This window comes from Cupriavidus sp. UGS-1 (genome assembly GCF_021213615.1).
GTDB lineage: Bacteria > Pseudomonadota > Gammaproteobacteria > Burkholderiales > Burkholderiaceae > Cupriavidus.
This window is the reverse complement of record NZ_JAJQJF010000002.1, coordinates 495,097-518,732: the sequence shown is the minus strand read 5'-3', so window position 1 is coordinate 518,732 and position 23,636 is coordinate 495,097. Positions and strand designations below refer to the sequence as shown.

Here is a 23,636-nt window from a genome sequence, read left to right as displayed (position 1 = left end):
GCGGGCTTCGACCGCCGCCGCCAGCGCGGCGCCCATGCCGGCCTCGGCGCGCGCGCAGGCCAGCACCGTGCAGCCGCCCTCGCTCAGTTCCCGTTCCAGCTCCGGCTGTCCCGGCCGCACCACGGCGATCGCGCCGGGCAGCGCGGTGGCCAGCGTGCGGGCGCTGTGCCACGCCACGGTGCGTCCGTCCGGCAGCGCTTGCAGCAGCTTGTTGCGCGCGCCGCCTGGATCGAAGCGGCGGCCGTAGCCGGCCGCCAGCAGGATGCCGGCCGGCAGATCCGAATCGATCAGCGGCCCGGACTGCATGCGCTGGCCTCGTTGGCCGCCAGTTCGCGCGCGGCCTTGGCGCCCTCGACCTGCAGGATGTCGGGCAGCGAGACGTGGTTCTTCGCTGCGACCACCTCGGCCAGGATCGAGATCGCGATCTCCGGCGGCGTGCGGCTGCCGATATAGATGCCGACCGGTCCGTGCAGCCGCGCCAGCTGCGCGTCGTTCAGATCGAATTCCTTCAAGCGCTCGCGCCGCGCCTGGTTGTTGCGCCGCGACCCCAGCGCGCCGACATAGAAGGCGCGCGTGCGCAGCGCCTCCATCAGCGCCAGGTCGTCGAGCTTCGGATCGTGCGTCAGCGCGATCACCGCGCAGCGCTCGTCCAGCTTCATCTCGATCACGGTGTCGTCCGGCATCGTGCGCACCATGGTGACGCCGGGGATGTCCCAAGTTTCGGTGTATTCCTCGCGCGGATCGCAGACCGTGACCTGGAAGCCGAGGCCGACCGCGATCTGGCACAGGTATTTCGACAGCTGTCCGGCGCCGATCACCAGCATCCGGTAGCGCGGCCCGTGGATCGTCGCCAGTGTGCGGCCGTCGAAGCTCAGGCCGTCGGTGGCCTGCGCCGGGCCCAGCGTGGCCTTGCCGGTCGCCATGTCGAGCGTGCGGGTCACCAGCCTGCCGTTCTCGACCGCGTCCAGCAGCTCGGCCAGGCCGCTGTCGGCCGTCACCGGTTCGGCGACCAGTTCGATGGTGCCGCCACACGGCAGGCCGAAGCGGTGCGCCTCCTCGGCGCTGATGCCGTACTTGATCGCCTCCGGCGTGCGGGCCGCGATGCCCTCGCGCCGGACCCGGTCGATGATGTCGTCCTCGATGCAGCCGCCCGACACCGAGCCGACCACCAGCCCGTCGTCGCGCACCGCCAGCATCGCGCCCTCGGGGCGGGGCGACGAGCCCCAGGTCCTGACTACCGTCACCAGCAGCGTGCGGTGGCCTTCGGCGGTCCACCGCACACTGCTTTTCAGGACTTCGAGATCCACGCTGTCCATGATCGCTTCCGTTTCGTTTGTTCGCCTTCGGCCGAATCGGCCGCAGAAGGTTCATCCGCCGGCGACGCGCCGCCGCTGACCGCCTCGCAGAAGCGCGTGAAGAAGGTGTCCGCCATCTTGCGCGCGGCACCATCGACCAGCCGCGAGCCGATCTGCGCGATCTTGCCGCCGACCTGCGCCTGCACCGTGTACGACAGCACGGTCTCGTCGCCGTCCGGGTCCAGCCGCACCTTCGCGGTGCCCTTGCCGAAGCCCGCCGCGCCGCCCTGGCCGTCGAACGCGATGGTATAGCTGTCCGGCGCCTGGATATCCTGCAGCGCCATCCGGCCCTTGAACTTCGCCTTCACCGGCCCGACCGCGGCGGTCATGCTCAGCAGGTAGGCGTTGTCGCCATCGGGCTCGATACTCTCACATCCGGGAATGCAATGCTGGAGCAGGGCCGTGTCGTTCAACGCCTCCCAGGCGACCTGCTGCGGCACCGGCAGCCGGTGGGTTTGGGTCATTTCCATGGTGCGGGGTTCTCCTTGTCGTTGTTGGCGGACCGGCGCGCCGATGGCGCCGCGAGCAGCGATTCCAGCGCGAACAGGCTGGCCAGGTTGTGGGCGGGGCGCAGCGCGTCGACATGCGGCAGGATCGCCTGCACGCCGCGGGCCTGCGGCGTGAAGCCCGCGTAGCGCAGCAGCGGATTTAGCCAGACGATGCGATGGGCGAAGCGCCGCAGGCGCGCCATCTCGTCGCCCAGCAGGTCGATCCGCTCGTGATCGAGGCCGTCGGTGACCAGCAGCACGGTGGCGCGGCCGCCCAGCGTGCGGCGCGCCCACTGGCGGTTGAAGGTCGTCAGCGCGGCGCCGATGCGCGTGCCGCCGGCCCAGTCGCGCACCTGCTGTGCGATGGTCTCCACGGCATCGTCGGGATCCCGCTCGCGCAGCGCCCGGCTGACATTGGTCAGCCGCGTGCCGAACAGGAACACCGACAGCCGCTCGCGCGATTGCATCAACGCATGACAGAAGTACAGCACCGCGCGCGAATACTGGCTCATCGACCCCGAGATATCCAGCAGCAGCACCAGCGGCGGGCGTCGCTCGGCGTGGCGGCGGTATTTCCAGCGCATCCATTCGCCGTGCTGGCGCACCGCCAGCCGCGCGCTCGCGCGCAGGTCGGCGTGGGTGCCGTGGGCGGCGGCGCGCAGCCGGCGCGTGCGCTCGGTTGCCAGATGCGTGCGGCGCGCGCGGATCAGATGCTGCAGCGCGCGCCATTCGTCGGCCGACAGCGTATCGAAGTCGCGCTGCGCCAGCCGCTCCTGCGCGGAGAAGGTCAGCACCGCGCCGATGCGCTGCTCCGCCGGCGACGGGGCCGGTGCGGATGGCTCGGCGGGCGGCTTGCGCGCGGCCAGCGCGTCGGCCAGGCGGTTGCTGCGGCGAGGCGGCGGCGCGCCGGCGTCCACGCGCGGCAGCAGCAGCGCGCGCAGCTTGCCCTCCCAATCAGGGTCGCGCCAGAACAGGTCGAAGGCGGCGTCGAACAGTGGGCGTTGGTCGGGGCCGGACAGCATCAGCGCGGCCAGCGTCGCGCGCACCTCGTCGCGCCGGCCCAGGTCGACGTGCCGCAGCGCCTGCAGCGCGTCGACGGCCTGCGCCGGCGACAGCGGAAGGCCGGCGCCACGCAGCAGCCGCACGAAATGGGTGATGTTGCGCGCCAGCACCGGCAGCTCGGGAACGGTACGTGCCGCGGCCTGGCCGTCCGGCGTCGTGGCGGCGTGTGGCATCGGTGAAGCCGCGTCGGCTGGCGGGCGCGGCGTCACTCAGCGCTCCCCGGCCGGCTCCGTCGGCGTGCCGGCCAGCAGTTCGGCCACGGTCGGCCCGCCGACGCGCGCGAGATCGTCCTGGTATTTGAGCAGTACGCCGAGGGTGTCGCGCACCGAATCGGGATCGAGTTCGGTCACGCCGAGCGCCGCCAGCGCGCGGCACCAGTCGATCGCCTCGGCGATGCCGGGCGCCTTGAACAGGTCGATGCCGCGCAGCCGGTGCACGAAGTCGATCGCCTGCGTCTGCAGCGCCGCCGCGGCCTCCGGCGCGCGGGCGGCGACGATGTCAAGCTCGCGCTGGCGCTCGGGATAGCCGATCCAGCGATAGAGGCAGCGGCGCTTGAGCGCGTCGTGAACCTCGCGCGTGCGGTTCGACGTGATCACGATCAGCGGCGGGCGCTGCGCGGCGATGCGGCCGATCTCGGGGATCGACACCTGGTATTCGGACAGCACCTCGAGCAGGAAGGCCTCGAACGGTTCGTCGGCGCGGTCGATCTCGTCGATCAGCAGCACGCGCGGCCCCGCGGGGGCGGCAGGGTCGGGCAGCAGCGCCTCCAGCAGCGGGCGCTTGAGCAGGAATTCGTCGCGGTACAGCGATTGCGCCTCGGGCCGTTCGCCGCGCGCCTCGGCCAGGCGCAGCGCCATGATCTGGCGCGGATAGTCCCATTCGTACAGCGCGCTGGCGGCGTCGAGCCCCTCGTAGCACTGCAGCCGCAACAGCCTGGTGCCCAGGCCAGCGGCGATCGCCTGCGCCAGCGCGGTCTTGCCAACGCCCGGTTCCCCTTCGAGAAACAGCGGGCGCTGCATCTTCAGCGCGAGGAACAGCACGGTCGCGGTCTCGCGGTCGGCGAAGTATTGCTCGCGCTGGAGCAGCGTCAGGGTCTGGTCGATCGAAGCGGGCAGCATGAAGGCGAGGTCGGACGACAGGACGGGTAGAGGCGGCGGCAGTGAACGAGGCCGGATCGCGGGAAGAACCGCGGCAAGCAGGCGGACCGGCAAGCCGGTCCGCTGCTGCGCTTCAGCACGATCAGGAAGGTTGCGAGGAACCCTGCCCCAGCGCCTGCTCGACCGCGCGCGCCGCCAGCACCGGAATCAGATGCGCCCGGTACTCGGCGGACCCGTGCAGGTCGTCGTTCAGGCCCTCGGTCGGGATCGTCACCGCCCGCGCGGCCGCCGCGCTGAAGTCGGCCGACAGCGCGCGCTCCAGCGGCTCGCAGCGGAATACCGCGTCGGCGGCGCCGGTGACGGCCACGCGCACGTCTGCGCCGCTGCTGCTGCTGCTGCTGCCATCTGCCCCGCCGACGCTCCTGGCCACCATCACGCCGACCAGCGCAAAGCGCGAGGCCGGGTTGCGGAACTTGACGTAGGCGGCCTGGCGCGGACAGGGGAAGCGCACCGCGGTGATCAGCTCGTCGGGCTCGAGCGCGGTCTCGTACATGCCGACGAAGAAATCGTCGGCGGCGATGCTGCGCCGGTCGGTCACCACGGTGGCGTTCAGGCCCAGCACCGCGGCCGGATAGCAGGCGGCCGGATCGTTGTTGGCGATCGAGCCGCCCAGCGTGCCGAGCGCCCGTACCTGGCGGTCGCCGATGCCGCCGGCCAGCGCGGCCAGCGCCGGCAGCCGGCGCTTGACCTCGGGGTGCGCCTCGACATCGGCGTGCCGCGCGCCGGCGCCGATCACCAGCGTGTCGCCTTCGACACGGATGTCGCGAATGCCGGGAATGCGGTTGATGTCGACCAGCGTCGACGGCGCGGCCAGACGCAGCTTCATCGCCGCGATCAGGCTCTGCCCGCCCGCCACGATCTTCGCATCGGGGTCGCTGCGCAGCAGCGCGGCCGCCGCCTGGGCATCGGTCGCGCGTTGGAACTGGAATGCGTACATGGATGTCTCCTCGCGCGTCAGATGGTGCGTGCCGGGGTGGCACCGTTGCCGGCTGCCTGCCCGGCCGCGTGGATCGCCTGCCAGACCCGATGCGGGGTGGCCGGCATCTGCAGGTCGCGCACGCCGAGCGGCGACAGCGCGTCGATCAGCGCGTTGATGAAGGCCGGCGGCGAGCCGATCGCGCCGGCCTCGCCGCAGCCCTTGACGCCCAGCGGATTGTGCGTGCACGGCGTGCCCTGCGCGGTCTCGACGGTGAAGTCCGGCAGATCGGCCGCGCGCGGCATTGCGTAGTCCATGTAGGAGCCGGTCAGCAGCTGGCCGCTGTCGCCGTCGTAGACGCACTGCTCGAGCATCGCCTGTCCGAGCCCCTGGCCGATGCCGCCGTGGACCTGTCCCTCGACGATCATCGGATTGATGATGTTGCCGAAGTCGTCGACCGCGGTGAACTTGACCACCTGCGTCTCGCCGGTGTCCGGGTCGACCTCGACCTCGCAGACGTAGGCGCCGGACGGATAGGTGAAGTTGGTCGGGTCGTAGAACGCGTTCTCGTTCAGGCCCGGCTCCAGCCGCTCGAGCGGGTAGTTGTGCGGCACATAGGCCGACAGCGCGACCTCGCCGAAGGTCTTGCTGCGGTCGGTGCCGGCCACGCGGAACACGCCGTTGCTGAACTCGATGTCGTCGGCCGACGCCTCGAGCAGGTGCGCGGCGATCTGCCTGGCCTTGGCCTCGATCTTGTCGAGCGCCTTGACGATGGCCGAGCCGCCGACCGCCAGCGAACGCGAGCCGTAGGTGCCCATGCCGAACGGCACGCGGCCGGTGTCGCCGTGCACGACCTCCACCGCATCGAGCGGGATGCCGAGCCGGTCGGCCACCACCTGGGCGAAGGTGGTCTCGTGCCCCTGCCCGTGGCTGTGCGAGCCGGTGAAGACGGTTACGGTGCCGGTCGGATGCACGCGGATCTCGCCGACCTCGAACAGGCCGGCACGCGCGCCGAGCGCCCCGGCGATGTTCGACGGCGCCAGCCCGCATGCCTCGATGTAGCAGGAATAGCCGAGGCCGCGCAGCTTGCCGCGGCGCTGGGCCTCGTCGCGGCGCGCCGGGAAGCCGGCCACGTCGGCCAGCTCCTGCGCGCGCTGCAGGCAGGGCTCGTAGTCGCCGGTGTCGTAGGTCAGCCCGACCGGGGTCGCATACGGGAAGCTGCGGATGAAATTGCGCCGGCGCAGTTCGGCCGGATCGATGCCGAGTTCGCGCGCCGCGGTCTCGACCAGCCGCTCGACCACATAGGTGGCCTCGGGCCGGCCCGCGCCGCGATAGGCGTCGACCGGCGCGGTATTGGTGAACACCGCGGTGACCTCGGCGTAGATCGCCGGGGTCGCGTACTGGCCGGCCAGCAGCGTCGCGTACAGGATGGTCGGCACGCTGGAGGCGAAGGTCGACAGGTAGGCGCCCATGTTGGCGGTCGTGTGGACCCGCATCGCCAGGAACTTGCCGTCCCCATCGAGCGCCAGCTCGGCGCGCGTGACATGGTCGCGCCCGTGCGCGTCGGTCAGGAAGGACTCGGAACGCTCGGCGGTCCACTTGATCGGCCGCTTGACCTTCTTCGACGCCCAGGTCAGCGCGACGTCCTCCGGATACAGGAAGATCTTCGAGCCGAAGCCGCCGCCGACGTCGGGCGCGATCACGCGCAGCCGCGACTCGGGCAGCCCCAGCACGAAGGCGCCCATCAGCAGCCGCTCGACGTGCGGGTTCTGGCTGGCGACGTACAGCGTGTAGCTGTCGTCCTGCCGGTTGTAGCTGGCGTTGACCGCGCGCGGCTCGATCGCATTGGGCACCAGCCGGTTGTTGACGATCTCCAGCGTGGTCACGTGCGCGGCCTTGGCGAAGGCCGCATCGGTGGCCGCGCGGTCGCCGTGGCCCCAGACGTAGCAGGTGTTGGCCGGCACGTCGTCGTGCACCAGCGTGGTGGCGGAGGCCGCGTCGGCGGTGCGCACCACCGCCGGCAGTTCCTCGTAATCGACCTCGATCTTCTCGGCGGCGTCGCGCGCCTGCTGCAGCGTCTCGGCCACCACCAGCGCGACCTGGTCGCCGACATGGCGGACCTTGCCCTGGGCCAGCACCGGATGCGGAGGCTCCTTCATCGGCGAGCCGTCGATGCTGTGGATCAGCCAGCCGCAGGGCAGGCCGCCGACCTTGTCGGCCGCCATGTCCTCGCCGGTGAAGACGCCGATCACGCCGGGCGAGGCCATTGCCTCGCGTGTGTCGATCGAGCGGATGCGCGCGTGCGCGTAGGGCGAGCGGACGAAATAGCCGTAGCTCTGCTGCGGCTGCACGATGTCGTCGGTGTACTGGCCGATGCCGGTCAGGTAGCGGTAGTCTTCCTTGCGCTTGACGGAGGCGCCGACCAGCCGTGGGGTCTCGGGTGCGTTCATGGCGGTTCCTCCTTACTCGGCCGAGGCGGCGGATGCGGGCACGCCGGATGCAGCGGCGCCGGCCATCGCGGCCTGGCCCTGCTGCACCGCGCGCACGATGTTGTGATAGCCGGTGCAGCGGCACAGATTGCCGTCCAGATGCGCGCGGATCGCCGCGGCGTCCGCGTTCGGGCGCTCCTGTACCAGCGCGGTCGCGCTCATCACCATGCCTGGCGTGCAGAAGCCGCATTGCAGTCCGTGGCAGTCGCGGAACGCGGCCTGCATCGGATGCAGTTCGCCATCGGGGGCCAGCCCTTCGATGGTGGTCACCTGGGCACCGTCCGCCTGCACCGCCAGCAGATTGCACGACTTCACCGCCCGGCCGTCCAGATGCACGGTGCAGGCGCCGCATTGCGCGGTGTCGCAGCCGACATGGGTGCCGGTCAGGCGCAGCTGTTCACGCAGGAATTGGACGAGAAGGGTGTGGGGTTCGACCTGGGCGTCGACGGTCTTGCCGTTGACGGTCAGGCGGATCGGAATCGCCATGCTGGTCTCCATGTGGGTGGACGCACATGGCCGGCTCCGGACATCCCGCGTGTATCCCGAAAATGCGCGATGACTGCCCGGAACAGGCTACGGCGCGGTGCTGCCGCTTGTTGGAACGCGGCTATTTCGTGATGGTGGTACAGCGAGTGTTACAGCTAACGATTGCGGCTAACGATTGCGGCTTACGATTGCGGCCAACGAATGCAGCGGTCAATCCCGCGACGGGCGATCCGTCGCGGCCCATCGGCCAGTGAACCATAGGCTGGCAAAGGCTCTAACAGTAAATCACAAATCCCCAGGGTGTGCCATGCGGGTTGCCCCGCTTGGCGCTTGCTAGAATGGCCGGCCGCGCGAGCGGGGCAGCTTCGGCATGGCCGTCGCGCCCGCCGCCGCTTCGCGCCCCGAACCCTCGACCGAACCACCGCATTCATTGATGGAAGGCCTGATCGACTGGCTGTTCGACACCGCCGCGCTGCCCAAGGTTGGGCTGAGCGCGATCTTCCTCGTCAGCCTGCTGTCGGCGACGCTGCTGCCGGTCGGCTCCGAGCCCGCCGTGTTCGGCTATATCAAGCTCAATCCGGACATGTTCTGGCCCGCGTTGCTGGTGGCCACCGCCGGCAACACGGTCGGCGGCGCGATCGACTGGTGGCTCGGCTATGCGGCCAAGCTGGCGCTGGTGCGCTACCACCTGCGGCGCCAGCATCGCGAGCACGAGCGCGAGCATGCCGAACACCGCAAGCATCCGCGCAAGCCCCGCAAGCCGCCGCTGGACGCGCGCTATTTCCGCTGGATGCGGCGCCTCGGCCCGAAGACGCTGCTGCTGTCGTGGTTGCCGATGTTGGGTGATCCGTTGTGCACATTGGCCGGGTGGCTGCGCTTGCCGTTCTGGCCGAGCCTGGGCTATATGGCGGTCGGCAAGCTGCTGCGCTATCTGGCGATGACCAGCGCGCTGCTGTGGATTCCGGACAGTTTCTGGCGGGGGCTGGGCGACATGATGCGGGGGTGGTTCTGACCTCGTCGTCCCCGCGCAGGCGGGGACCCAGCGTCGTTGAAGCCTGGTCGCGGAGCGAAAGCCGCTGGGCCCCCGCTTTCGCGGGGGCGACAGCACCAGGCCCCGCCAGCCATGTCCCGAGCGGGGGTATGGGATTGTTGCGCTGCGGCAAAATCGGCCGTTGCAGTACAATCGCGCTTTAGTTGACGACAGGCGCACCGTCCCCGTGCGCCGCATGCCGCGGTCCCGCCCATGAATGCCCCACTCGTGCTCGACGCCAAGCTCGCCGCGCAGGACGCCCCTCCGCGCCTGCGCGAGATCCCCTATAACTACACCTCCTTTTCCGACCGCGAAATCGTGATCCGCCTGCTGGGCGAGGAGGCCTGGCGGATCCTGGACGAGCTGCGCGGCGAGCGCCGCACCGGCCGTTCGGCGCGGATGCTGTACGAGGTGCTGGGCGATATCTGGGTGGTCCGCCGCAATCCGTATCTGCAGGACGATCTGCTGGAGAACCCGAAGCGCCGCGAGATGCTGATCTCCGCGCTGCATCACCGCCTGGCCGAGATCGAGAAGCGCCGCGCCGCCGATCGCGCCGAGCATGCCGAGCCCGCCGCCGAGGACCGTTCGCACCGCGTCGAGCAGCTGGTCACCTTCGCCCGGCAGGCCATCGAGGAATTCAAGCGCGAGTTCACCGACGCCTACGAGCTGCGCAAGCGCGCGCTGCGCGTGCTGGGCCGTGTCACGCAGAAGGACAACATCAAGTTCGACGGGCTCTCGCGCGTGTCGCACGTGACCGACGCCACCGACTGGCGCGTCGAATACCCGTTCGTGGTGCTGACCCCCGATACCGAGGAAGAGATCGCCGGGCTGGTCAAGGGCTGCTTCGAACTGGGCCTGACCATCATTCCGCGCGGAGGCGGCACCGGCTATACCGGCGGCGCCGTGCCGCTGACGCCGCTGTCGGCGGTGATCAATACCGAGAAGCTGGAACAGCTCGGACCCGTCGAGCAGACCGACCTGCCGGGCGTGCCGGACAAGGTCGCGACGATCTTCTCCGGCGCCGGCGTGGTGACGCGCCGCGTCGCCGACGCCGCCGACAAGGCGGGCCTGGTGTTCGCGGTCGACCCGACCTCGATCGACGCCTCGTGCATCGGCGGCAACGTCGCGATGAACGCCGGCGGCAAGAAGGCCGTGCTGTGGGGCACCGCGCTGGACAACCTGGCCTGGTGGCGCATGGTGGACCCGGAGGGCAACTGGCTCGAGGTCACGCGCCTGGACCACAACCTGGGCAAGATCCACGACGTGCCCGTCGCCACGTTCGAGCTGAAGTGGTTCGACGGCAATCGCGCGCCGGGCGAGAAGCTGCTGCGCAGCGAGACGCTGGCGATCGAGGGCCGCAAGTTCCGCAAGGAAGGGCTCGGCAAGGACGTCACCGACAAGTTCCTGGCCGGCCTGCCGGGCGTGCAGAAGGAAGGCTGCGACGGCATCATCACCAGCGCGCGCTGGATCCTGCATCGGATGCCGCGCCATATCCGCACGGTCTGCCTCGAGTTCTTCGGCCAGGCGCGCGACGCGATCCCGAGCATCGTCGAGATCAAGGACTTCCTCGATATCGAGTCGAAGACGCCGGGCGGCGCGATCCTGGCGGGCCTCGAGCATCTGGACGAGCGCTATCTGCGCGCGGTCGGCTACGCCACCAAGAGCAAGCGCAACGCCTTCCCGAAGATGGTGCTGATCGGCGATATCGTCGGCGACGACGAGAACGCGGTCGCGCGCGCCACCTCGGAAGTGATCCGCATGGCCAACGGCAAGAGCGGCGAGGGCTTCGTCGCGATCAGCCCCGAGGCGCGCAAGAAGTTCTGGCTCGACCGTTCGCGCACCGCCGCCATCGCGCGCCATACCAACGCCTTCAAGATCAACGAAGACGTGGTGATTCCGCTGAACCGGATGGGCGAATACACCGACGGCATCGAGCGCATCAATATCGAGCTGTCGATCAAGAACAAGCTCAAGCTCGCCGACGAGCTCGAGAGCTTCTTCGCGCGCGGCAACCTGCCGCTGGGCCGCAGCGACGACGCCAACGAGATCCCCAGCGCCGAGCTGCTGGAGGACCGCGTGCAGCAGGCGCTGACGCTGCTGCGCGACGTGCGCGCGCGCTGGGTCTATCTGCGCGACAACCTCGACACGCCACTGACGCAGGCGCGCGCCGCGCTGATCGGCCACGGCCTGGGCCTGCTGGGGCAGGCCTTCGAGGCGCGCCTGGTGCAGCAGCCCGATGCCGCCGTGTTCCATCTGCTGCAGGATCGTACGATCCGCGTGTCGTGGAAGAACGAGCTGCGCGCCGAGCTGCGCAAGATCTTCAACGGCGGCGAATTCAAGCCGATCCTCGACGAGGCGCAGAAGATCCACAAGGAGGTGCTGCGCGGCCGTGTCTTCGTCGCGCTGCACATGCACGCCGGTGACGGCAACGTGCACACCAACATCCCGGTCAACTCCGACGACTACGACATGCTGCAGGACGCCCACAAGGCGGTGGCCCGCATCATGGCGCTGGCGCGTTCGCTCGACGGCGTGATTTCGGGCGAGCACGGCATCGGCATCACCAAGCTCGAGTTCCTGACCGAGGAAGAGATCGGCGACTTCCGCCAGTACAAGCAGCGCGTCGATCCGCAGGGCCGCTTCAACAAGGGCAAGCTGCTGCCCGGCGCCGACCTGCGCAACGCCTATACGCCGTCGTTCGGGCTGATGGGGCACGAGTCGCTGATCATGCAGCAGAGCGACATCGGCGCGATCGCCGACAGCGTCAAGGACTGCCTGCGCTGCGGCAAGTGCAAGCCGGTGTGCGCGACCCACGTGCCGCGCGCCAACCTGCTGTACAGCCCGCGCAACAAGATCCTGGCCACCTCGCTGCTGATCGAGGCCTTCCTGTACGAGGAGCAGACGCGCCGCGGCGTGTCGATCAAGCACTGGGACGAGTTCTCGGACGTGGCCGACCACTGCACCGTCTGCCACAAGTGCGTGACGCCGTGCCCGGTCAAGATCGACTTCGGCGACGTGTCGATGAACATGCGCAACCTGCTGCGCAAGATGGGGCAGAAGAAGTTCAACCCCGGCACCGCGGCGGCGATGTTCTTCCTGAACGCGACCAATCCGCAGACCATCAACATGACCCGCAAGGTCATGATGGACTGGGGCTACAAGGCCCAGCGCGCCGGCAACGAGCTGATGAAGACGCTGGCGCGCAAGCAGACCGCGCATCCGCCCGCCACCGTCGGCAAGCCGCCGGTGCGCGAGCAGGTGATCCACTTCGTCAACAAGAAGATGCCGGGCAACCTGCCCAAGAAGACCGCGCGCGCGCTGCTCGATATCGAAGACAACGAGATCGTGCCGATCATCCGCAATCCGAAGGCGACCTCGGTCGAGAGCGAGGCGGTGTTCTACTTCCCGGGCTGCGGCTCGGAGCGGCTGTTCTCGCAGGTGGGGCTGGCCACGCAGGCGATGCTGTGGCACGTCGGCGTGCAGACCGTGCTGCCGCCGGGCTATCTGTGCTGCGGCTATCCGCAGCGCGGCACCGGCCAGTTCGACAAGGCCGAGAAGATCGTCACCGACAACCGCGTGCTGTTCCACCGGGTCGCCAACACGCTGAACTACCTCGACATCAAGACGGTGGTGGTCAGCTGCGGCACCTGCTACGACCAGCTCGCCGGCTACGAATTCGAGAAGATCTTCCCTGGCTGCCGCATCATCGATATCCACGAGTATCTGCTGGAGAAGGGCGTCAAGCTCGAGGGCGTGACCGGGGCGCGCTACATGTACCACGATCCCTGCCACACGCCGATCAAGACGATGGACCCGACCAAACTGGTCAACCAGCTGATGGGCGGCAACGGCGAGGCCGGCAACATCGAGAAGAACGAGCGCTGCTGCGGGGAGTCGGGCACGCTGGCGGTCACGCGTCCGGACGTGTCGACGCAGGTCCGCTTCCGCAAGGAAGAGGAAATGCGCAAGGGCGCCGGCAAGCTGCGCGCCGACGGCTTCGACGGCGACGTCAAGATCCTGACCAGCTGCCCGTCCTGCCTGCAGGGCCTGTCGCGCTACAACGAGGATGCCTCGGTGCAGGCCGACTACATCGTGGTCGAGATGGCGCGCCATCTGCTGGGCGAGAACTGGATGCCCGACTACGTCGCCGCCGCCAACGCGGGCGGCATCGAACGGGTGCTGGTGTGAGGGTCCGGCAATGAGCGCGGCGGAGCAGGGCACGGCCCGCGTGGCCCGCGTGGCGGGTTGCCCGCTGTGCGAGGGCGATGGCGGCGAGCTGGTCTGGCAGGACGCGGGCGGGCGCGCCCGCGTGATCCTGGTCGAGCACGAGCGCTTTCCCGGCTTCTGCCGCGTCGTCTGGCAAGACCACGTGGCCGAGCAGACCGACCTGTCCGAGGCCGAGCAGGCCTGGCTGATGCGGCTGGTCGCCCGCGTCGAACGCACCGTGCGCGACGTGATGGCGCCGGACAAGGTCAATCTGGCCGCCTTCGGCAACATGGTGCCGCACCTGCACTGGCATATCATCCCGCGCTATCGCTGGGACACGCATTTCCCCGAGGCCGTATGGGCCGCGCCGCAGCGCGAAGCGGACGCCGGGCGCGTCGAGGCGCTGCAGCAGCGGCTGCCGGCGCTGCGGGCGGCGCTCGCCGCGCTGTCAGCCGAGTGAGCAGGCGACGCGTTCTACCTGCGTGGTGACTGCGCGCCGTGACTGCGCGCCGAATTGCGGCGAATGGTGCCGAATGCGCGCCGTTGCGCCGCGCGGAACCCGGGCGGTTTCCCCGCCGTCTGATGCCTGTTCGCCGTTCCGTGCTGGCCACCCGCGCCGGCGCGGCCGTTGTTCCTAACGCCTGCCGTCATTCATGTCCACGCCAACCACCGCCACCGTGCCCGGTCCGGCCGTCCCGGCCCGCGAGCTGCAGATCCAGAGCCGCCTGCGCTTTCGCGCGACCTGGGCGCTGATCAAGCCCTACTGGAAATCGGAGGACCGCAAGGCCGGGCTCGGACTGTTGCTGCTGCTGGTGGCGCTGAACCTCGGCATCGTCTACATCAACGTGCTGCTCAACGAGTGGAACCGCGTGTTCTACAACGCGCTGGAGCAGCGCGACTACGCCTCGTTCAAGGAGCTGCTGCTGCGCTTCAGCATGATCGCGGCCTGCTTCATCGTCGCCGCGATCTTCCGCCAGTACTACACGATGATGCTGCAGATGCGCTGGCGGACCTGGATGACCAACCAGTTCCTCGGCAAGTGGCTGGCCTGGCAGGCCTACTACCGCATCGAGCAGACCCACGCGACCGACAACCCCGACCAGCGCCTGGCGGACGACCTGCGGCTGTTTACCGACGGCGCGCTGTCGCTGTCGCTCGGCCTGCTCAATTCGGTCGTCACGCTGGTGTCCTTCGTCGGCATCCTGTGGGCGGTGTCCGGGCCGATCAGCTTCGCGCTGGGCGGCACCACGATGACGATCCCCGGCTATATGGTCTGGTTCGCCGGCGGCTACGCGGTGCTCGGCTCGCTGCTGACGCACTGGATCGGCCGCCCGCTGATCGGCCTGAACTTCCAGCAGGAACAATACGAGGCGAACTTCCGTTTCTCGCTGGTGCGGCTGCGCGAGAATGCCGAGCCGGTCGCGCTCTATCGCGGCGAGCCGACCGAGCAGTCCGGGCTGCGCGCGCGCTTCGAGCAGATCCGCGTCAACTGGAATCAGCTGATGTTCTATACGCGGCGGCTGACCTTCATCAGCTCGGGCTACGGCCAGTTCGCCATCATCTTTCCGATCCTGGTCGCCGCGCCGCGCTACTTCGCCGGCAAGATGACGCTCGGCGGGCTGATGCAGATGTCGACCGCCTTCGGCCAGGTCCAGGGTGCGCTGTCCTGGTTCGTCGACAACTATGCGACGCTGGTCGGCTGGAAGGCCGCGTCGAACCGCCTGATCGATTTCCAGCAGGCGATCCGCGAGGCCCAGCGGCAGGAACGGCTGCACGACGGCGAGCACGATATCCAGGTCACTGTCGGCGATGCCGGTGCCGGCGGGCGCGATCGCATCGAGATCGACGCGCTGGCGCTGGCGCTGCCAGTGCTGGGGGGCCCCGGCTTGCCGGTGGTCAAGCGGCCGCTGGTGTCGGCGTTCTCGCTGACGATCTCGCGCGGCGAACGGTGGCTGGTGACCGGCCCGTCGGGCTGCGGCAAGAGCGTGCTGTTCCGCGCGCTGGCCGGGATCTGGCCTTACGGCAGCGGCTCGGTGGCGATGCCGGCGGCGTCGCGCACGCTGTTCCTGCCGCAGCGCAGCTATCTGCCGGTCGGCACGCTGGCCGACGCGCTGGCCTATCCGCAGGCCGGCGACGCGCATCCGGCGCAGACGCTGCGCGACGCGCTGCGCCGGGCCCAGCTCGGCGCGCTGGCCAACCAGCTGGACGTGTTCGACAACTGGGCGCTGCGGCTCTCGCCCGGCGAGCAGCAGCGGCTGGCGTTTGCGCGCGCGCTGCTGTGCAAGCCCGATTTCCTGTTCCTCGACGAGGCGACCAGCGCGCTGGACGAGGAAACCGAGCGCGCGATGTACCAGCTGATGGTCGATGCGCTGCCCGGGGCGGCGATCGTCAGCATCGCCCACCGCAGCACGGTCGCGGCCTTCCACAATCGCCGGCTGCGCTATCTGCCCGAGGGTGGCGCGCCGCAGGCCGAGGCCGTGGCCACCGGGACGATCGAGGCCGGTGTGCCCCGTCCTGCGCTCGAAGATGGGCAAGGCAGGTCGCGTGCGGTAAGCTATCGGGTCGTACAAGAAGTAGAAGCGTGAATCCGGCAGGAGCTTTGGCCTCCGCCCGGGTCCGCGCCAACACGGCAAGCGCCGAGAATCATGGCAGGACTGGAAAAAGATACCCCGCATCCCACCGCGCTGACGGTCCACACGCAATCGCGCGTGCTGGAAATCGGCTTCGACAATGGCGAGAGCTTCCGGCTGCCGTTCGAATACCTGCGCGTCTATTCGCCGTCGGCCGAGGTGCAGGGCCATGGCCCGGGCCAGGAAGTGCTGCAGACGGGCAAGCGCGACGTCAACGTGACCGCGGTCGAGCCGGTCGGCAATTACGCGATCCTGATCCGCTTCTCCGACGGCCACGACAGCGGCATCTATTCGTGGGACCTGCTGTACCGCCTCGGCGCCGAGCAGGAATCGCTGTGGCAGGACTACCTGCGGCGGCTCGAGGCCGCCGGCGCCGACCGCGACACCCCGATGGCGCCCGCCGCGGCGCACGGCCACGGGTGCGGCCATCACTGAGCCGCCGGTCCCCACCGACTCCCCTGGATTTCTGGAGCCAGCGATGAGCGAAACCCACTTCGGGTTCGAGAAGGTCGACGAGACCGAGAAGGCCGGCAAGGTCGCCGGCGTGTTCCATTCGGTCGCGTCGAAGTACGACCTGATGAACGACCTGATGTCGGGCGGCATGCACCGGCTGTGGAAGCTGTTTACGATCGCCCAGGCCGGCGTGCGGCCGGGCCAGAAGGTGCTCGACATCGCCGGCGGCACCGGCGACCTGGCCAAGGCGTTCGCGCGCCAGGCGGGCCCGACCGGCGAGGTCTGGCTGACCGACATCAACGAATCGATGCTGCGCGTCGGCCGCGACCGGCTGCTGAACGACGGCATCGTGACGCCGACCTGCCTGTGCGACGCCGAGCGGATTCCGTTCCCGGACAACCACTTCGACCTGGTCACCGTGGCCTTCGGCCTGCGCAACATGACCCACAAGGACCGGGCACTGGCCGAGATGCGGCGGGTGACGAAGCCGGGCGGCAAGGTCATGGTGCTGGAGTTCTCCAAGGTCTGGAAGCCGCTGGAAAAGGCATACGACGTCTATTCTTTCAAGGTGCTGCCGTGGCTGGGCCAGCGTGTTGCCGGCGACGCCCACAGCTACCGCTACCTGGCCGAGTCGATCCGCATGCACCCGGATCAGGATTCGCTTGTGCGGTTGATGGAACAAGCGGGGCTGGAGAACGTCGAATACTTCAACCTGACGGCAGGCGTGGTTGCCTTGCACGTCGGCCGTAAGTACTGAATCAGCGCCGATTGCGGCGCAATAAAAGGGGATAAGGAATCATGTCCAACATTCGCGGAAAATTCCTGGCGGGGTCGCTGGCCGGCATGCTGGCCTTCGGGATGGTGTTCGATGCGGAAGCCAAACGCATGGGCGGTTCGCGCAGCTTCGGCAAGCAGTCGTCCAACGTGACCCAGCAGCGCCAGCAGGCGCCGCAGCAGACGCCGGCGCAGCAGCAGGCTCAGCAACCGGCCCAGCAGGCCGCGCCGGCGACCGCCGGCGCCGGTGCCGCCACGGCCGCCGCGCCGCGCCGCAACTGGGGCGGCATCCTCGGCGGCATCGCCGCTGGCCTGGGCATCGGCTGGCTGCTGTCGCAGTTCGGCCTGGGGGGCGCCGCGCTGACCTTCCTGTCCAACCTGATCCTGATCGCGGCGCTCGCCTTTATCGCGATCTGGCTGATCCGCAAGTTCCGTGGCGGCGCCAAGCGCCCGCAGCCGGCCTATGCCGGCGCGGCCGGTGCCGGCGGTTCGCCGGGCGGCCGGACCGACCTGAACCGCGGCGCCTTCGACCGCGGCCAGGAGCCGATGATGCGCGAGCCCGTGCTGCAGCCCTCGGCCCAATCGGCCGGCCCGGCCGCGCTGCAACCGGCCGCGGGGGCCGCGGCGGCCGGGTCGCAGGTCGCGCAGCCCTGGGGCGTGCCGGCGGACTTCGATACCGAAGCCTTCCTGCGCAATGCCAAGGTCTACTTCGTGCGCCTGCAGGCCGCCTGGGATGCCGGCAATCTCGACGACATCCGCGAGTTCACCACGCCGGAAATGTTTGCCGAGATCAAGATGGACCTGGGCGATCGCGGGGCGCAGGGCAACCACACCGACGTGGTGACGCTGGACGCGACGCTGCTGGGCATCGAGTCGACCGACAACCAGCATGTGGCCAGCGTGCGCTTCAGCGGCATGATCCGCGAGAACGAAGGCGAGGCCGCGCAGCCGTTCGCCGAGGTGTGGAACCTGGCGAAGCCGGCCAGCGGCGCCGGCGGCTGGGTGCTGGCCGGGATTCAGCAGGAATCCTGAGCCCGCGGCCGAGTCGCTGCTTGAGCCAAGGCCCGGGTACGGCGTGATGTGCCCGGCGCTGGCTTAGAATGGAGGCCCACGCGCCAACGCGCGTGGGCCTTTTTCATTGGCGCCGGCCTGGCCGGCGTGGTCCGCACCATCACGCCATGAACACTCTTCCGTCCGCGCTGGCCGGCCCCATCGTCGCCGCGCTCAATCATCTGCTGGAACAGGAGCCGTGGGCGCGCAAGCTGCTGACGCCATATGCCGGCCGCGTGATCGGCTTCGACGCTGCTGCCTTTGCAATGGCCTTGCGGATCGATGCGCAAGGCATGGTCGCGCTGGCCGCTGCCGACGCGCCGCCGCCGTCTGTGACGATCGCCGTGCCGCTGCAGCAATGGCCGCTGGTGGTGGCCGACGTCGCCGCCGGGGGGCAGGCCGCCGCGATGCGCCATGTGCGGCTGGAGGGCGATGCCGAGCTGGCCAATACCGTGTCGACGCTGGCGCGCAGCCTGCGCTGGGATGCCGCGGAGGATCTGGCCCGGGCCTTGCGTGCCGTGATGGGCGGCACCGTCGGCGACAGCGTCGCGCAGCGGCTGGTCGACGGCGCGCAGCAGGCCCACGCCGGCGCGCTGCGGGTCGGGCGGGCGCTGGTCGAGAACGTGACCGAATATCTGCTGGACGAACAGCCGACGCTGGTCCGCCATGCCGCGCTGGACGATTTCCGTGCCGATGTGGCCGCGTTGCGCGACGATCTGGCCCGGCTGGAGAAACGGCTGGAGCGGCTGGAGCGCGGTGCGGGTGCTGGTCCCGGTGCCGGCGCCACCCCGCTGCCGTCCGCGCATCGCTGAACCGGGCCAGCCGCGCCGAGCGCGGAACCGCTGACAAGAATCCCGCCCGCCGGCGGCAACGACGCGCAACAGCGTGTCCCGATCCGGCCGGCTTACCAACAAGACCTGCATGACCCGTTTCCTGCGCCTCTGCAAGATCGCCTTTGTCATCTTCTACTACGGCCTGGACGAGCTGGTGCTGTCCGGTTTCCAGAACCGGCATATCCGCCTGCTGGTCAGGGTCATCACCATCGGACGCAAGCTCGATACCGTGCCGCGCGGCGTGCGGCTGCGGCTGGCGCTGACGCGGCTGGGGCCGATCTTCGTCAAGTTCGGCCAGGTGCTGTCGACCCGGCGCGACCTGCTGCCGGCCGACATCGCCGACGAACTGGCGCTGCTGCAGGACCAGGTGCCGCCGTTCGATCCGGCCGTCGCGGTCGCCATCATCGAGCGCTCGCTGGGCCGGCCGCTGACGCAGCTGTTCGAGACCTTCGAGCACCAGCCGGTCGCCAGCGCGTCGATCGCGCAGGTGCATTTCGCCACGCTGAAGGCCGGCCCGTATCGCGGCCGCGAGGTCGCGGTCAAGGTGCTGCGGCCCGGCATGCTGCCGGTGATCGACAGCGACCTGGCGCTGATGCGCGATGTCGCGGTCTGGATCGAGCGGGTGTCGGCCGACGGCAAGCGGCTCAAGCCGCGCGAGGTGGTCGCCGAGTTCGACAAGTACCTGCATGACGAGCTCGACCTGATGATCGAGGCGGCCAACGCCAGCCAGCTGCGCCGCAACTTCCAGGACACCGAGCTGCTGCTGGTGCCGGAAGTGTTCTGGGACTTCTGCAGCAGCGAGGTGTTCGTGATGGAGCGGATGCACGGCATCCCGATCTCGCGCACCGAATCGCTGAAGGCCGCCGGGGTCGACCTGCACCGGCTGGCGGAGGAGGGCGTCGAGATCTTCTTCACGCAGGTGTTCCGCGACGGCTTCTTCCACGCCGACATGCATCCGGGCAACATCCTGGTGTCGGTGCAGCCCGAGACCTTCGGCCGCTATATCGCGCTGGACTTCGGCATCGTCGGCGCGCTGTCCGAGTTCGACAAGAACTATCTGGCGCAGAATTTCATCGCGTTCTTCCGCCGCGACTACCACCGCGTCGCGCTGCTGCACGTCGAGTCGGGCTGGGTGCCGCCGCAGACCCGGGTCGAGGAGCTGGAAAGCGCGGTGCGCGCCTGCTGCGAGCCGTACTTCGACAAGCCGCTGAAGGAGATCTCGCTGGGCATGGTGCTGATGCGGCTGTTCCAGACCTCGCGCCGCTTCAACGTCGAGATCCAGCCGCAGCTGGTGCTGCTGCAGAAGACGCTGCTCAATATCGAAGGGCTGGGCCGCCAGCTGGACCCGGACCTGGACCTGTGGAAGACCGCCAAGCCCTATCTCGAGCGCTGGATGCACGAGCAGGTCGGCTGGCGGGGCGCCTGGGAACGCATCCAGGTCGAGGCGCCGCAGTGGGCCAAGATGCTCCCGGACTTTCCTCGGCTGGCGCACCAGTTCCTGGAGCGCCGCGCGCTGGTCAACAACGGCCAGCAGGACCGCCTGCTGGCGGCGCTGGTGGTCGAGCAGCGCCGCACCAACCGGATGCTGGCGATCGGGCTGCTGCTGATCGGCGCCGTGGCGATCGCGGTTGTGGCCACGCAGCTGGTCGACTGGTTCGGTTGAGGGTTCGACCCAGCGTCGGCCTGCCGCCGTCGCCGATCCAGCCCGTGCCGACGGCCCGCGCCGCTGCCGATTTTTTTGGCAGGGCGCGCTTGTATCGCCGCTTGCATCGCTATAATCCGCGTTTTGATTCGGCTACGACCGCAGGCCAGTGCTCGTCCCAGGGCACCCGATCCGCCACCCACGCGGCCCCGACCGATGAATTGGACTGCGGGCGCGCGCACCTTGCCGCCGTCCGCCATTCGGTTTCTTGGCCCCTGGGCTCTTTGGGATAGGGCAGCAGCATGCTGATCTGGTTTGTCATCATCTACTGGGTAATCTCGGTCGGCATCGGCCTGTGGGCCGCGCTGCGCGTGCGCAACACGACCGACTTCGCCGTGGCGGGCCGCAGCCTGCCGTTCTACGTGGTCACCGCGACCGTGTTCGCGACCTGGTTCGGCTCCGAGACCGTGCTCGGCATTCCCGCGGTATTCCTGAAGGAAGGGCTGTCCGGCGTGGTGTCCGACCCGTTCGGCTCGTCGCTGTGCCTGATCCTGGTCGGCCTGTTCTTCGCCCGTCCGCTGTACCGGATGAACCTGCTGACGATCGGCGACTACTATCACAACCGCTACGGGCGGCTGGCCGAGATCCTGACCACGCTGTGCATCGTGGTGTCCTACCTGGGCTGGGTCGCCGCGCAGATCAAGGCGCTCGGGCTGGTCTTCTATACCGTCTCGGACGGCGCGCTGTCGCAGGACGCCGGCATGATGATCGGCGCCGCCAGCGTGCTGATCTACACGCTGTTCGGCGGCATGTGGTCGGTGGCGATCACCGATTTCATCCAGATGATCATCATCGTGATCGGCATGCTGTACATCGGCTACGAGGTCAGCGGCCAGGCCGGCGGCGTGTCGGCGGTGGTGTCGCACGCGGCCGCGGCGGGCAAGTTCGAATTCCTGCCCGAGCTCGACCTGATCCAGATCATCGGCTTTGCCGCCGCGCTGTTTACGATGATGCTCGGCTCGATCCCGCAGCAGGACGTGTTCCAGCGGGTCACCTCGTCGCGCACCGAAAACATCGCCGCGCGCGCCTCGGTGCTGGGCGGCGTGCTGTACTTCTGCTTTGCCTTCATCCCGATGTTCCTGGCGTATTCGGCCACGCTGATCGATCCGGCGATGGTGCAGCGCTTTATCGATACCGACTCGCAGCTGATCCTGCCGACGCTGATTCTCGATCACGCGCCGCTGTTCGCCCAGGTGATGTTCTTCGGCGCGCTGCTGTCGGCGATCAAGAGCTGCGCGTCGGCCACGCTGCTGGCGCCGTCGGTGACGTTCGCCGAGAACATCCTGCGGCCGTATTTCCGCCACCTGGACGACCGGCGCTTCCTGCGCGTGATGCAGGCCGTGGTGCTGGTCTTCACCGTGGCGGTCACGCTGTTCGCGCTGAACTCGCATCTGTCGATCTTCCATATGGTCGAGAATGCGTACAAGGTCACGCTGGTGTCGTCCTTCGTGCCGCTGGCCTTCGGCCTGTTCTGGAAGCGCGCCACCCGCCAGGGCGGACTGGCAGCGATCCTGCTGGGACTGAGCTCGTGGCTGGTCGCCGAGATTGCCTTCGCCGATGCCGCGGTGCCGCCGCAGATGGTCGGCCTGCTGTTCTCGCTGGGCGGCATGGTGTTCGGCTCGCTGCTGCCGCAGTGGATCGGCGACCGCCCGCCGGTCAAGGAAGTGCACATCGCCTGATTTGCCGGCGGAAAGGGCTGCCGCGCGGCCGATTTGCGCCCCGGCCGCCAATCGGCCGGTCTGCGCCCCAGGCCGGCCGCTTTTCCGGCGGCAACGGCGTCCAAACGGTTTATAATTCAAGGCTTTGCATGGCCGGACGGTGGCGGGCGACAGCCTGGTACGCCGCGCCGGCCGCGCGCGTTGATTTCCTTTGATTTTTTGTCGACCCCTTTGTCGATCCCCTGGTTGAGCCAATGGGGATCTCCCGGAGAACCACGATGCCGATCTATGCCTACCGTTGCGACGCCTGCGGCCATGGGCGCGATGTGCTGCAGAAAATGAGCGATGCCCCGCTCACCGACTGCCCATCCTGCAATACGGCGGGGGCCTTCAAGAAGCAGCTGACCGCGGCCGGGTTCCAGCTCAAGGGTTCGGGCTGGTATGTGACCGATTTCCGCGGGGGCAACAACGGCGGCAGTGCCAGCACGGGCGCCAGCTCGGGCGCGAGCAGCACCGCCGACGCCGGCGCGGCCAAGCCGGCCGAGACGTCCGCGTCCGCCAGCGGGGCGAGCGCGGCCGGCGGCTGCGGCAGCGCCTGCGCCTGCCACTGAACCAGGAAGGAACGTGGCAACCAACAAGAAGACTTCCGCACTGAAGACCTGGTTCCTGACCGGCCTGCTGGTGCTGGTGCCGCTGGGCATCACGCTGTGGGTGCTCAGCCTGATCATCGGCACGATGGACCAGAGCCTCGCGCTGCTGCCCGAGGCCTGGCAGTTCGACCGCCAGCTGTTCGGCATGCGCGTGCCCGGCCTGGGCGCGATCCTGACGCTGCTGTTCATCCTGCTGGTCGGCGTGCTGGCGCACAACTTCATCGGCCAGCGCCTGGTGCGCTGGTGGGAAGCGCTGCTGCACCATATCCCGGTGGTGGGGCCGATCTATTCCAGCGTCAAGCAGGTCTCCGACACGCTGCTGTCCTCGTCGGGCAACGCCTTCCGCAAGGCGCTGCTGGTGCAGTACCCGCGCGAGGGCTCGTGGACCATCGCCTTCCTGACCGGCCGGCCCGGCGGCGACGTGCAGAACCACCTGCAGGGCGAATACGTCAGCGTCTACGTGCCCACCACGCCGAATCCGACCTCGGGCTTCTTCCTGATGATGCCCAAGGCCGACACCATCGAGCTCGACATGACCGTCGATGCCGCCCTGAAATACATCGTGTCGATGGGTGTGGTCGCGCCGGCCGAGCTGCCGCGCAAGGCCGCGCCGAACCGCGCCGCCGGCGCCGCTGCCGGCGCCGCGGCCAACGTGTCCGCCGCCGACCCATCGCACTCCAATTGACCGCGGGCCGCC

At 69.0% G+C, this 23,636-nt stretch carries 20 protein-coding genes; 12 read left to right on the top strand and 8 right to left on the bottom strand.

The genetic code is table 11. The features are described from left to right. The 8 genes from LRR16_RS04885 to LRR16_RS04850 form a co-directional block, all read right to left on the bottom strand. Window positions 1-306, bottom strand: a 306-nt coding sequence (locus LRR16_RS04885) for an NTP transferase domain-containing protein (RefSeq protein ID WP_232204944.1), incomplete at its 3' end; no start/stop codon positions are given. Next, window positions 288-1,316, bottom strand: coding sequence for an XdhC family protein (locus LRR16_RS04880; protein ID WP_064572587.1), 1,029 nt, complete (start codon window positions 1,314-1,316; stop codon window positions 288-290). The genes LRR16_RS04880 and LRR16_RS04885, both read right to left, overlap by 19 nt. Continuing rightward, on the bottom strand, window positions 1,289-1,825 hold the full coding sequence (locus LRR16_RS04875; protein ID WP_043440339.1) for a CoxG family protein: 537 nt from the start codon (window positions 1,823-1,825) through the stop codon (window positions 1,289-1,291). Before LRR16_RS04875 ends, LRR16_RS04880 begins: the two co-directional genes overlap by 28 nt. After that, complete coding sequence (locus LRR16_RS04870; protein WP_232204943.1) at window positions 1,816-3,078, bottom strand: VWA domain-containing protein; 1,263 nt, start codon at window positions 3,076-3,078, stop codon at window positions 1,816-1,818. Before LRR16_RS04870 ends, LRR16_RS04875 begins: the two co-directional genes overlap by 10 nt. Window positions 3,079-3,114: 36 nt before the next feature. Next, window positions 3,115-4,023, bottom strand: coding sequence for a MoxR family ATPase (locus LRR16_RS04865; protein WP_232204942.1), 909 nt, complete (start codon window positions 4,021-4,023; stop codon window positions 3,115-3,117). A 121-nt stretch (window positions 4,024-4,144) separates the two neighbouring features. Beyond that, window positions 4,145-4,999, bottom strand: coding sequence for a xanthine dehydrogenase family protein subunit M (locus LRR16_RS04860; RefSeq protein ID WP_232204941.1), 855 nt, complete (start codon window positions 4,997-4,999; stop codon window positions 4,145-4,147). 17 nt (window positions 5,000-5,016) lie between these two features. Further along, the gene (locus LRR16_RS04855; protein WP_064572594.1) at window positions 5,017-7,428 is read right to left on the bottom strand and encodes a xanthine dehydrogenase family protein molybdopterin-binding subunit; all 2,412 of its coding nucleotides are present in this window, start codon (window positions 7,426-7,428) and stop codon (window positions 5,017-5,019) included. Window positions 7,429-7,440: 12 nt separating this feature from the next. Continuing rightward, window positions 7,441-7,953 carry a (2Fe-2S)-binding protein gene (locus LRR16_RS04850; protein WP_006578859.1) on the bottom strand — a complete coding sequence of 171 codons (513 nt, stop codon included), beginning with the start codon at window positions 7,951-7,953 and terminating at the stop codon, window positions 7,441-7,443. 433 nt (window positions 7,954-8,386) lie between these two features. Between LRR16_RS04850 and LRR16_RS04845 the strand changes: the two genes are divergently transcribed. From LRR16_RS04845 to LRR16_RS04790, 12 genes are all read left to right on the top strand, one after another. Beyond that, complete coding sequence (locus LRR16_RS04845) at window positions 8,387-8,965, top strand: YqaA family protein (RefSeq protein ID WP_023263402.1); 579 nt, start codon at window positions 8,387-8,389, stop codon at window positions 8,963-8,965. Between the two features lie 231 nt (window positions 8,966-9,196). Then, entirely contained in the window at window positions 9,197-13,171 is a 3,975-nt protein-coding gene (locus LRR16_RS04840) for an FAD/FMN-binding oxidoreductase (protein ID WP_232204940.1), read from the top strand. Between the two features lie 10 nt (window positions 13,172-13,181). Then, a complete protein-coding gene (locus LRR16_RS04835; protein WP_232204939.1) occupies window positions 13,182-13,649 on the top strand; it encodes an HIT family protein in 468 nt (155 codons plus the stop codon). 193 nt (window positions 13,650-13,842) lie between these two features. Then, entirely contained in the window at window positions 13,843-15,774 is a 1,932-nt protein-coding gene (locus LRR16_RS04830) for an ABC transporter ATP-binding protein/permease (protein WP_232204938.1), read from the top strand. 60 nt (window positions 15,775-15,834) lie between these two features. Next, window positions 15,835-16,254 (top strand): gamma-butyrobetaine hydroxylase-like domain-containing protein, encoded by a 420-nt coding sequence (locus LRR16_RS04825; protein ID WP_064572600.1) that lies wholly within the window; start codon window positions 15,835-15,837, stop codon window positions 16,252-16,254. Between the two features lie 43 nt (window positions 16,255-16,297). After that, window positions 16,298-17,029, top strand: coding sequence for a bifunctional demethylmenaquinone methyltransferase/2-methoxy-6-polyprenyl-1,4-benzoquinol methylase UbiE (gene ubiE / locus LRR16_RS04820; RefSeq protein ID WP_064572602.1), 732 nt, complete (start codon window positions 16,298-16,300; stop codon window positions 17,027-17,029). Window positions 17,030-17,070: 41 nt separating this feature from the next. Beyond that, on the top strand, window positions 17,071-18,078 hold the full coding sequence (locus LRR16_RS04815) for a Tim44 domain-containing protein (protein WP_232204937.1): 1,008 nt from the start codon (window positions 17,071-17,073) through the stop codon (window positions 18,076-18,078). Window positions 18,079-18,224: 146 nt separating this feature from the next. Beyond that, on the top strand, window positions 18,225-18,908 hold the full coding sequence (locus tag LRR16_RS04810) for an SCP2 domain-containing protein (RefSeq protein WP_232204936.1): 684 nt from the start codon (window positions 18,225-18,227) through the stop codon (window positions 18,906-18,908). 109 nt (window positions 18,909-19,017) lie between these two features. Beyond that, window positions 19,018-20,592, top strand: coding sequence for a ubiquinone biosynthesis regulatory protein kinase UbiB (gene ubiB, locus LRR16_RS04805; protein WP_064572606.1), 1,575 nt, complete (start codon window positions 19,018-19,020; stop codon window positions 20,590-20,592). A 281-nt stretch (window positions 20,593-20,873) separates the two neighbouring features. Beyond that, window positions 20,874-22,310 carry a sodium:solute symporter family protein gene (locus tag LRR16_RS04800; protein ID WP_023264259.1) on the top strand — a complete coding sequence of 479 codons (1,437 nt, stop codon included), beginning with the start codon at window positions 20,874-20,876 and terminating at the stop codon, window positions 22,308-22,310. Between the two features lie 257 nt (window positions 22,311-22,567). Then, complete coding sequence (locus LRR16_RS04795) at window positions 22,568-22,900, top strand: FmdB family zinc ribbon protein (RefSeq protein ID WP_232204935.1); 333 nt, start codon at window positions 22,568-22,570, stop codon at window positions 22,898-22,900. Window positions 22,901-22,913: 13 nt separating this feature from the next. Further along, window positions 22,914-23,624, top strand: coding sequence for a DUF502 domain-containing protein (locus tag LRR16_RS04790; RefSeq protein ID WP_232204934.1), 711 nt, complete (start codon window positions 22,914-22,916; stop codon window positions 23,622-23,624). Window positions 23,625-23,636 lie beyond the last annotated feature (12 nt).

Coding starts and splice junctions, on each gene's coding strand:
- LRR16_RS04835 (WP_232204939.1), top strand. CDS start 13,182: ATGAGCGCGGCGGAGCAGGGCACGGCCCGCGTGGCCCGCGTGGCGGGT.
- LRR16_RS04855 (WP_064572594.1), bottom strand. CDS start 7,428: ATGAACGCACCCGAGACCCCACGGCTGGTCGGCGCCTCCGTCAAGCGC.
- LRR16_RS04830 (WP_232204938.1), top strand. CDS start 13,843: ATGTCCACGCCAACCACCGCCACCGTGCCCGGTCCGGCCGTCCCGGCC.
- LRR16_RS04840 (WP_232204940.1), top strand. CDS start 9,197: ATGAATGCCCCACTCGTGCTCGACGCCAAGCTCGCCGCGCAGGACGCC.
- LRR16_RS04810 (WP_232204936.1), top strand. CDS start 18,225: ATGAACACTCTTCCGTCCGCGCTGGCCGGCCCCATCGTCGCCGCGCTC.
- LRR16_RS04815 (WP_232204937.1), top strand. CDS start 17,071: ATGTCCAACATTCGCGGAAAATTCCTGGCGGGGTCGCTGGCCGGCATG.
- LRR16_RS04795 (WP_232204935.1), top strand. CDS start 22,568: ATGCCGATCTATGCCTACCGTTGCGACGCCTGCGGCCATGGGCGCGAT.
- LRR16_RS04800 (WP_023264259.1), top strand. CDS start 20,874: ATGCTGATCTGGTTTGTCATCATCTACTGGGTAATCTCGGTCGGCATC.
- LRR16_RS04880 (WP_064572587.1), bottom strand. CDS start 1,316: ATGGACAGCGTGGATCTCGAAGTCCTGAAAAGCAGTGTGCGGTGGACC.
- LRR16_RS04870 (WP_232204943.1), bottom strand. CDS start 3,078: ATGCCACACGCCGCCACGACGCCGGACGGCCAGGCCGCGGCACGTACC.
- LRR16_RS04825 (WP_064572600.1), top strand. CDS start 15,835: ATGGCAGGACTGGAAAAAGATACCCCGCATCCCACCGCGCTGACGGTC.
- LRR16_RS04875 (WP_043440339.1), bottom strand. CDS start 1,825: ATGGAAATGACCCAAACCCACCGGCTGCCGGTGCCGCAGCAGGTCGCC.
- LRR16_RS04865 (WP_232204942.1), bottom strand. CDS start 4,023: ATGCTGCCCGCTTCGATCGACCAGACCCTGACGCTGCTCCAGCGCGAG.
- ubiB (WP_064572606.1), top strand. CDS start 19,018: ATGACCCGTTTCCTGCGCCTCTGCAAGATCGCCTTTGTCATCTTCTAC.
- LRR16_RS04850 (WP_006578859.1), bottom strand. CDS start 7,953: ATGGCGATTCCGATCCGCCTGACCGTCAACGGCAAGACCGTCGACGCC.
- LRR16_RS04860 (WP_232204941.1), bottom strand. CDS start 4,999: ATGTACGCATTCCAGTTCCAACGCGCGACCGATGCCCAGGCGGCGGCC.
- ubiE (WP_064572602.1), top strand. CDS start 16,298: ATGAGCGAAACCCACTTCGGGTTCGAGAAGGTCGACGAGACCGAGAAG.
- LRR16_RS04845 (WP_023263402.1), top strand. CDS start 8,387: ATGGAAGGCCTGATCGACTGGCTGTTCGACACCGCCGCGCTGCCCAAG.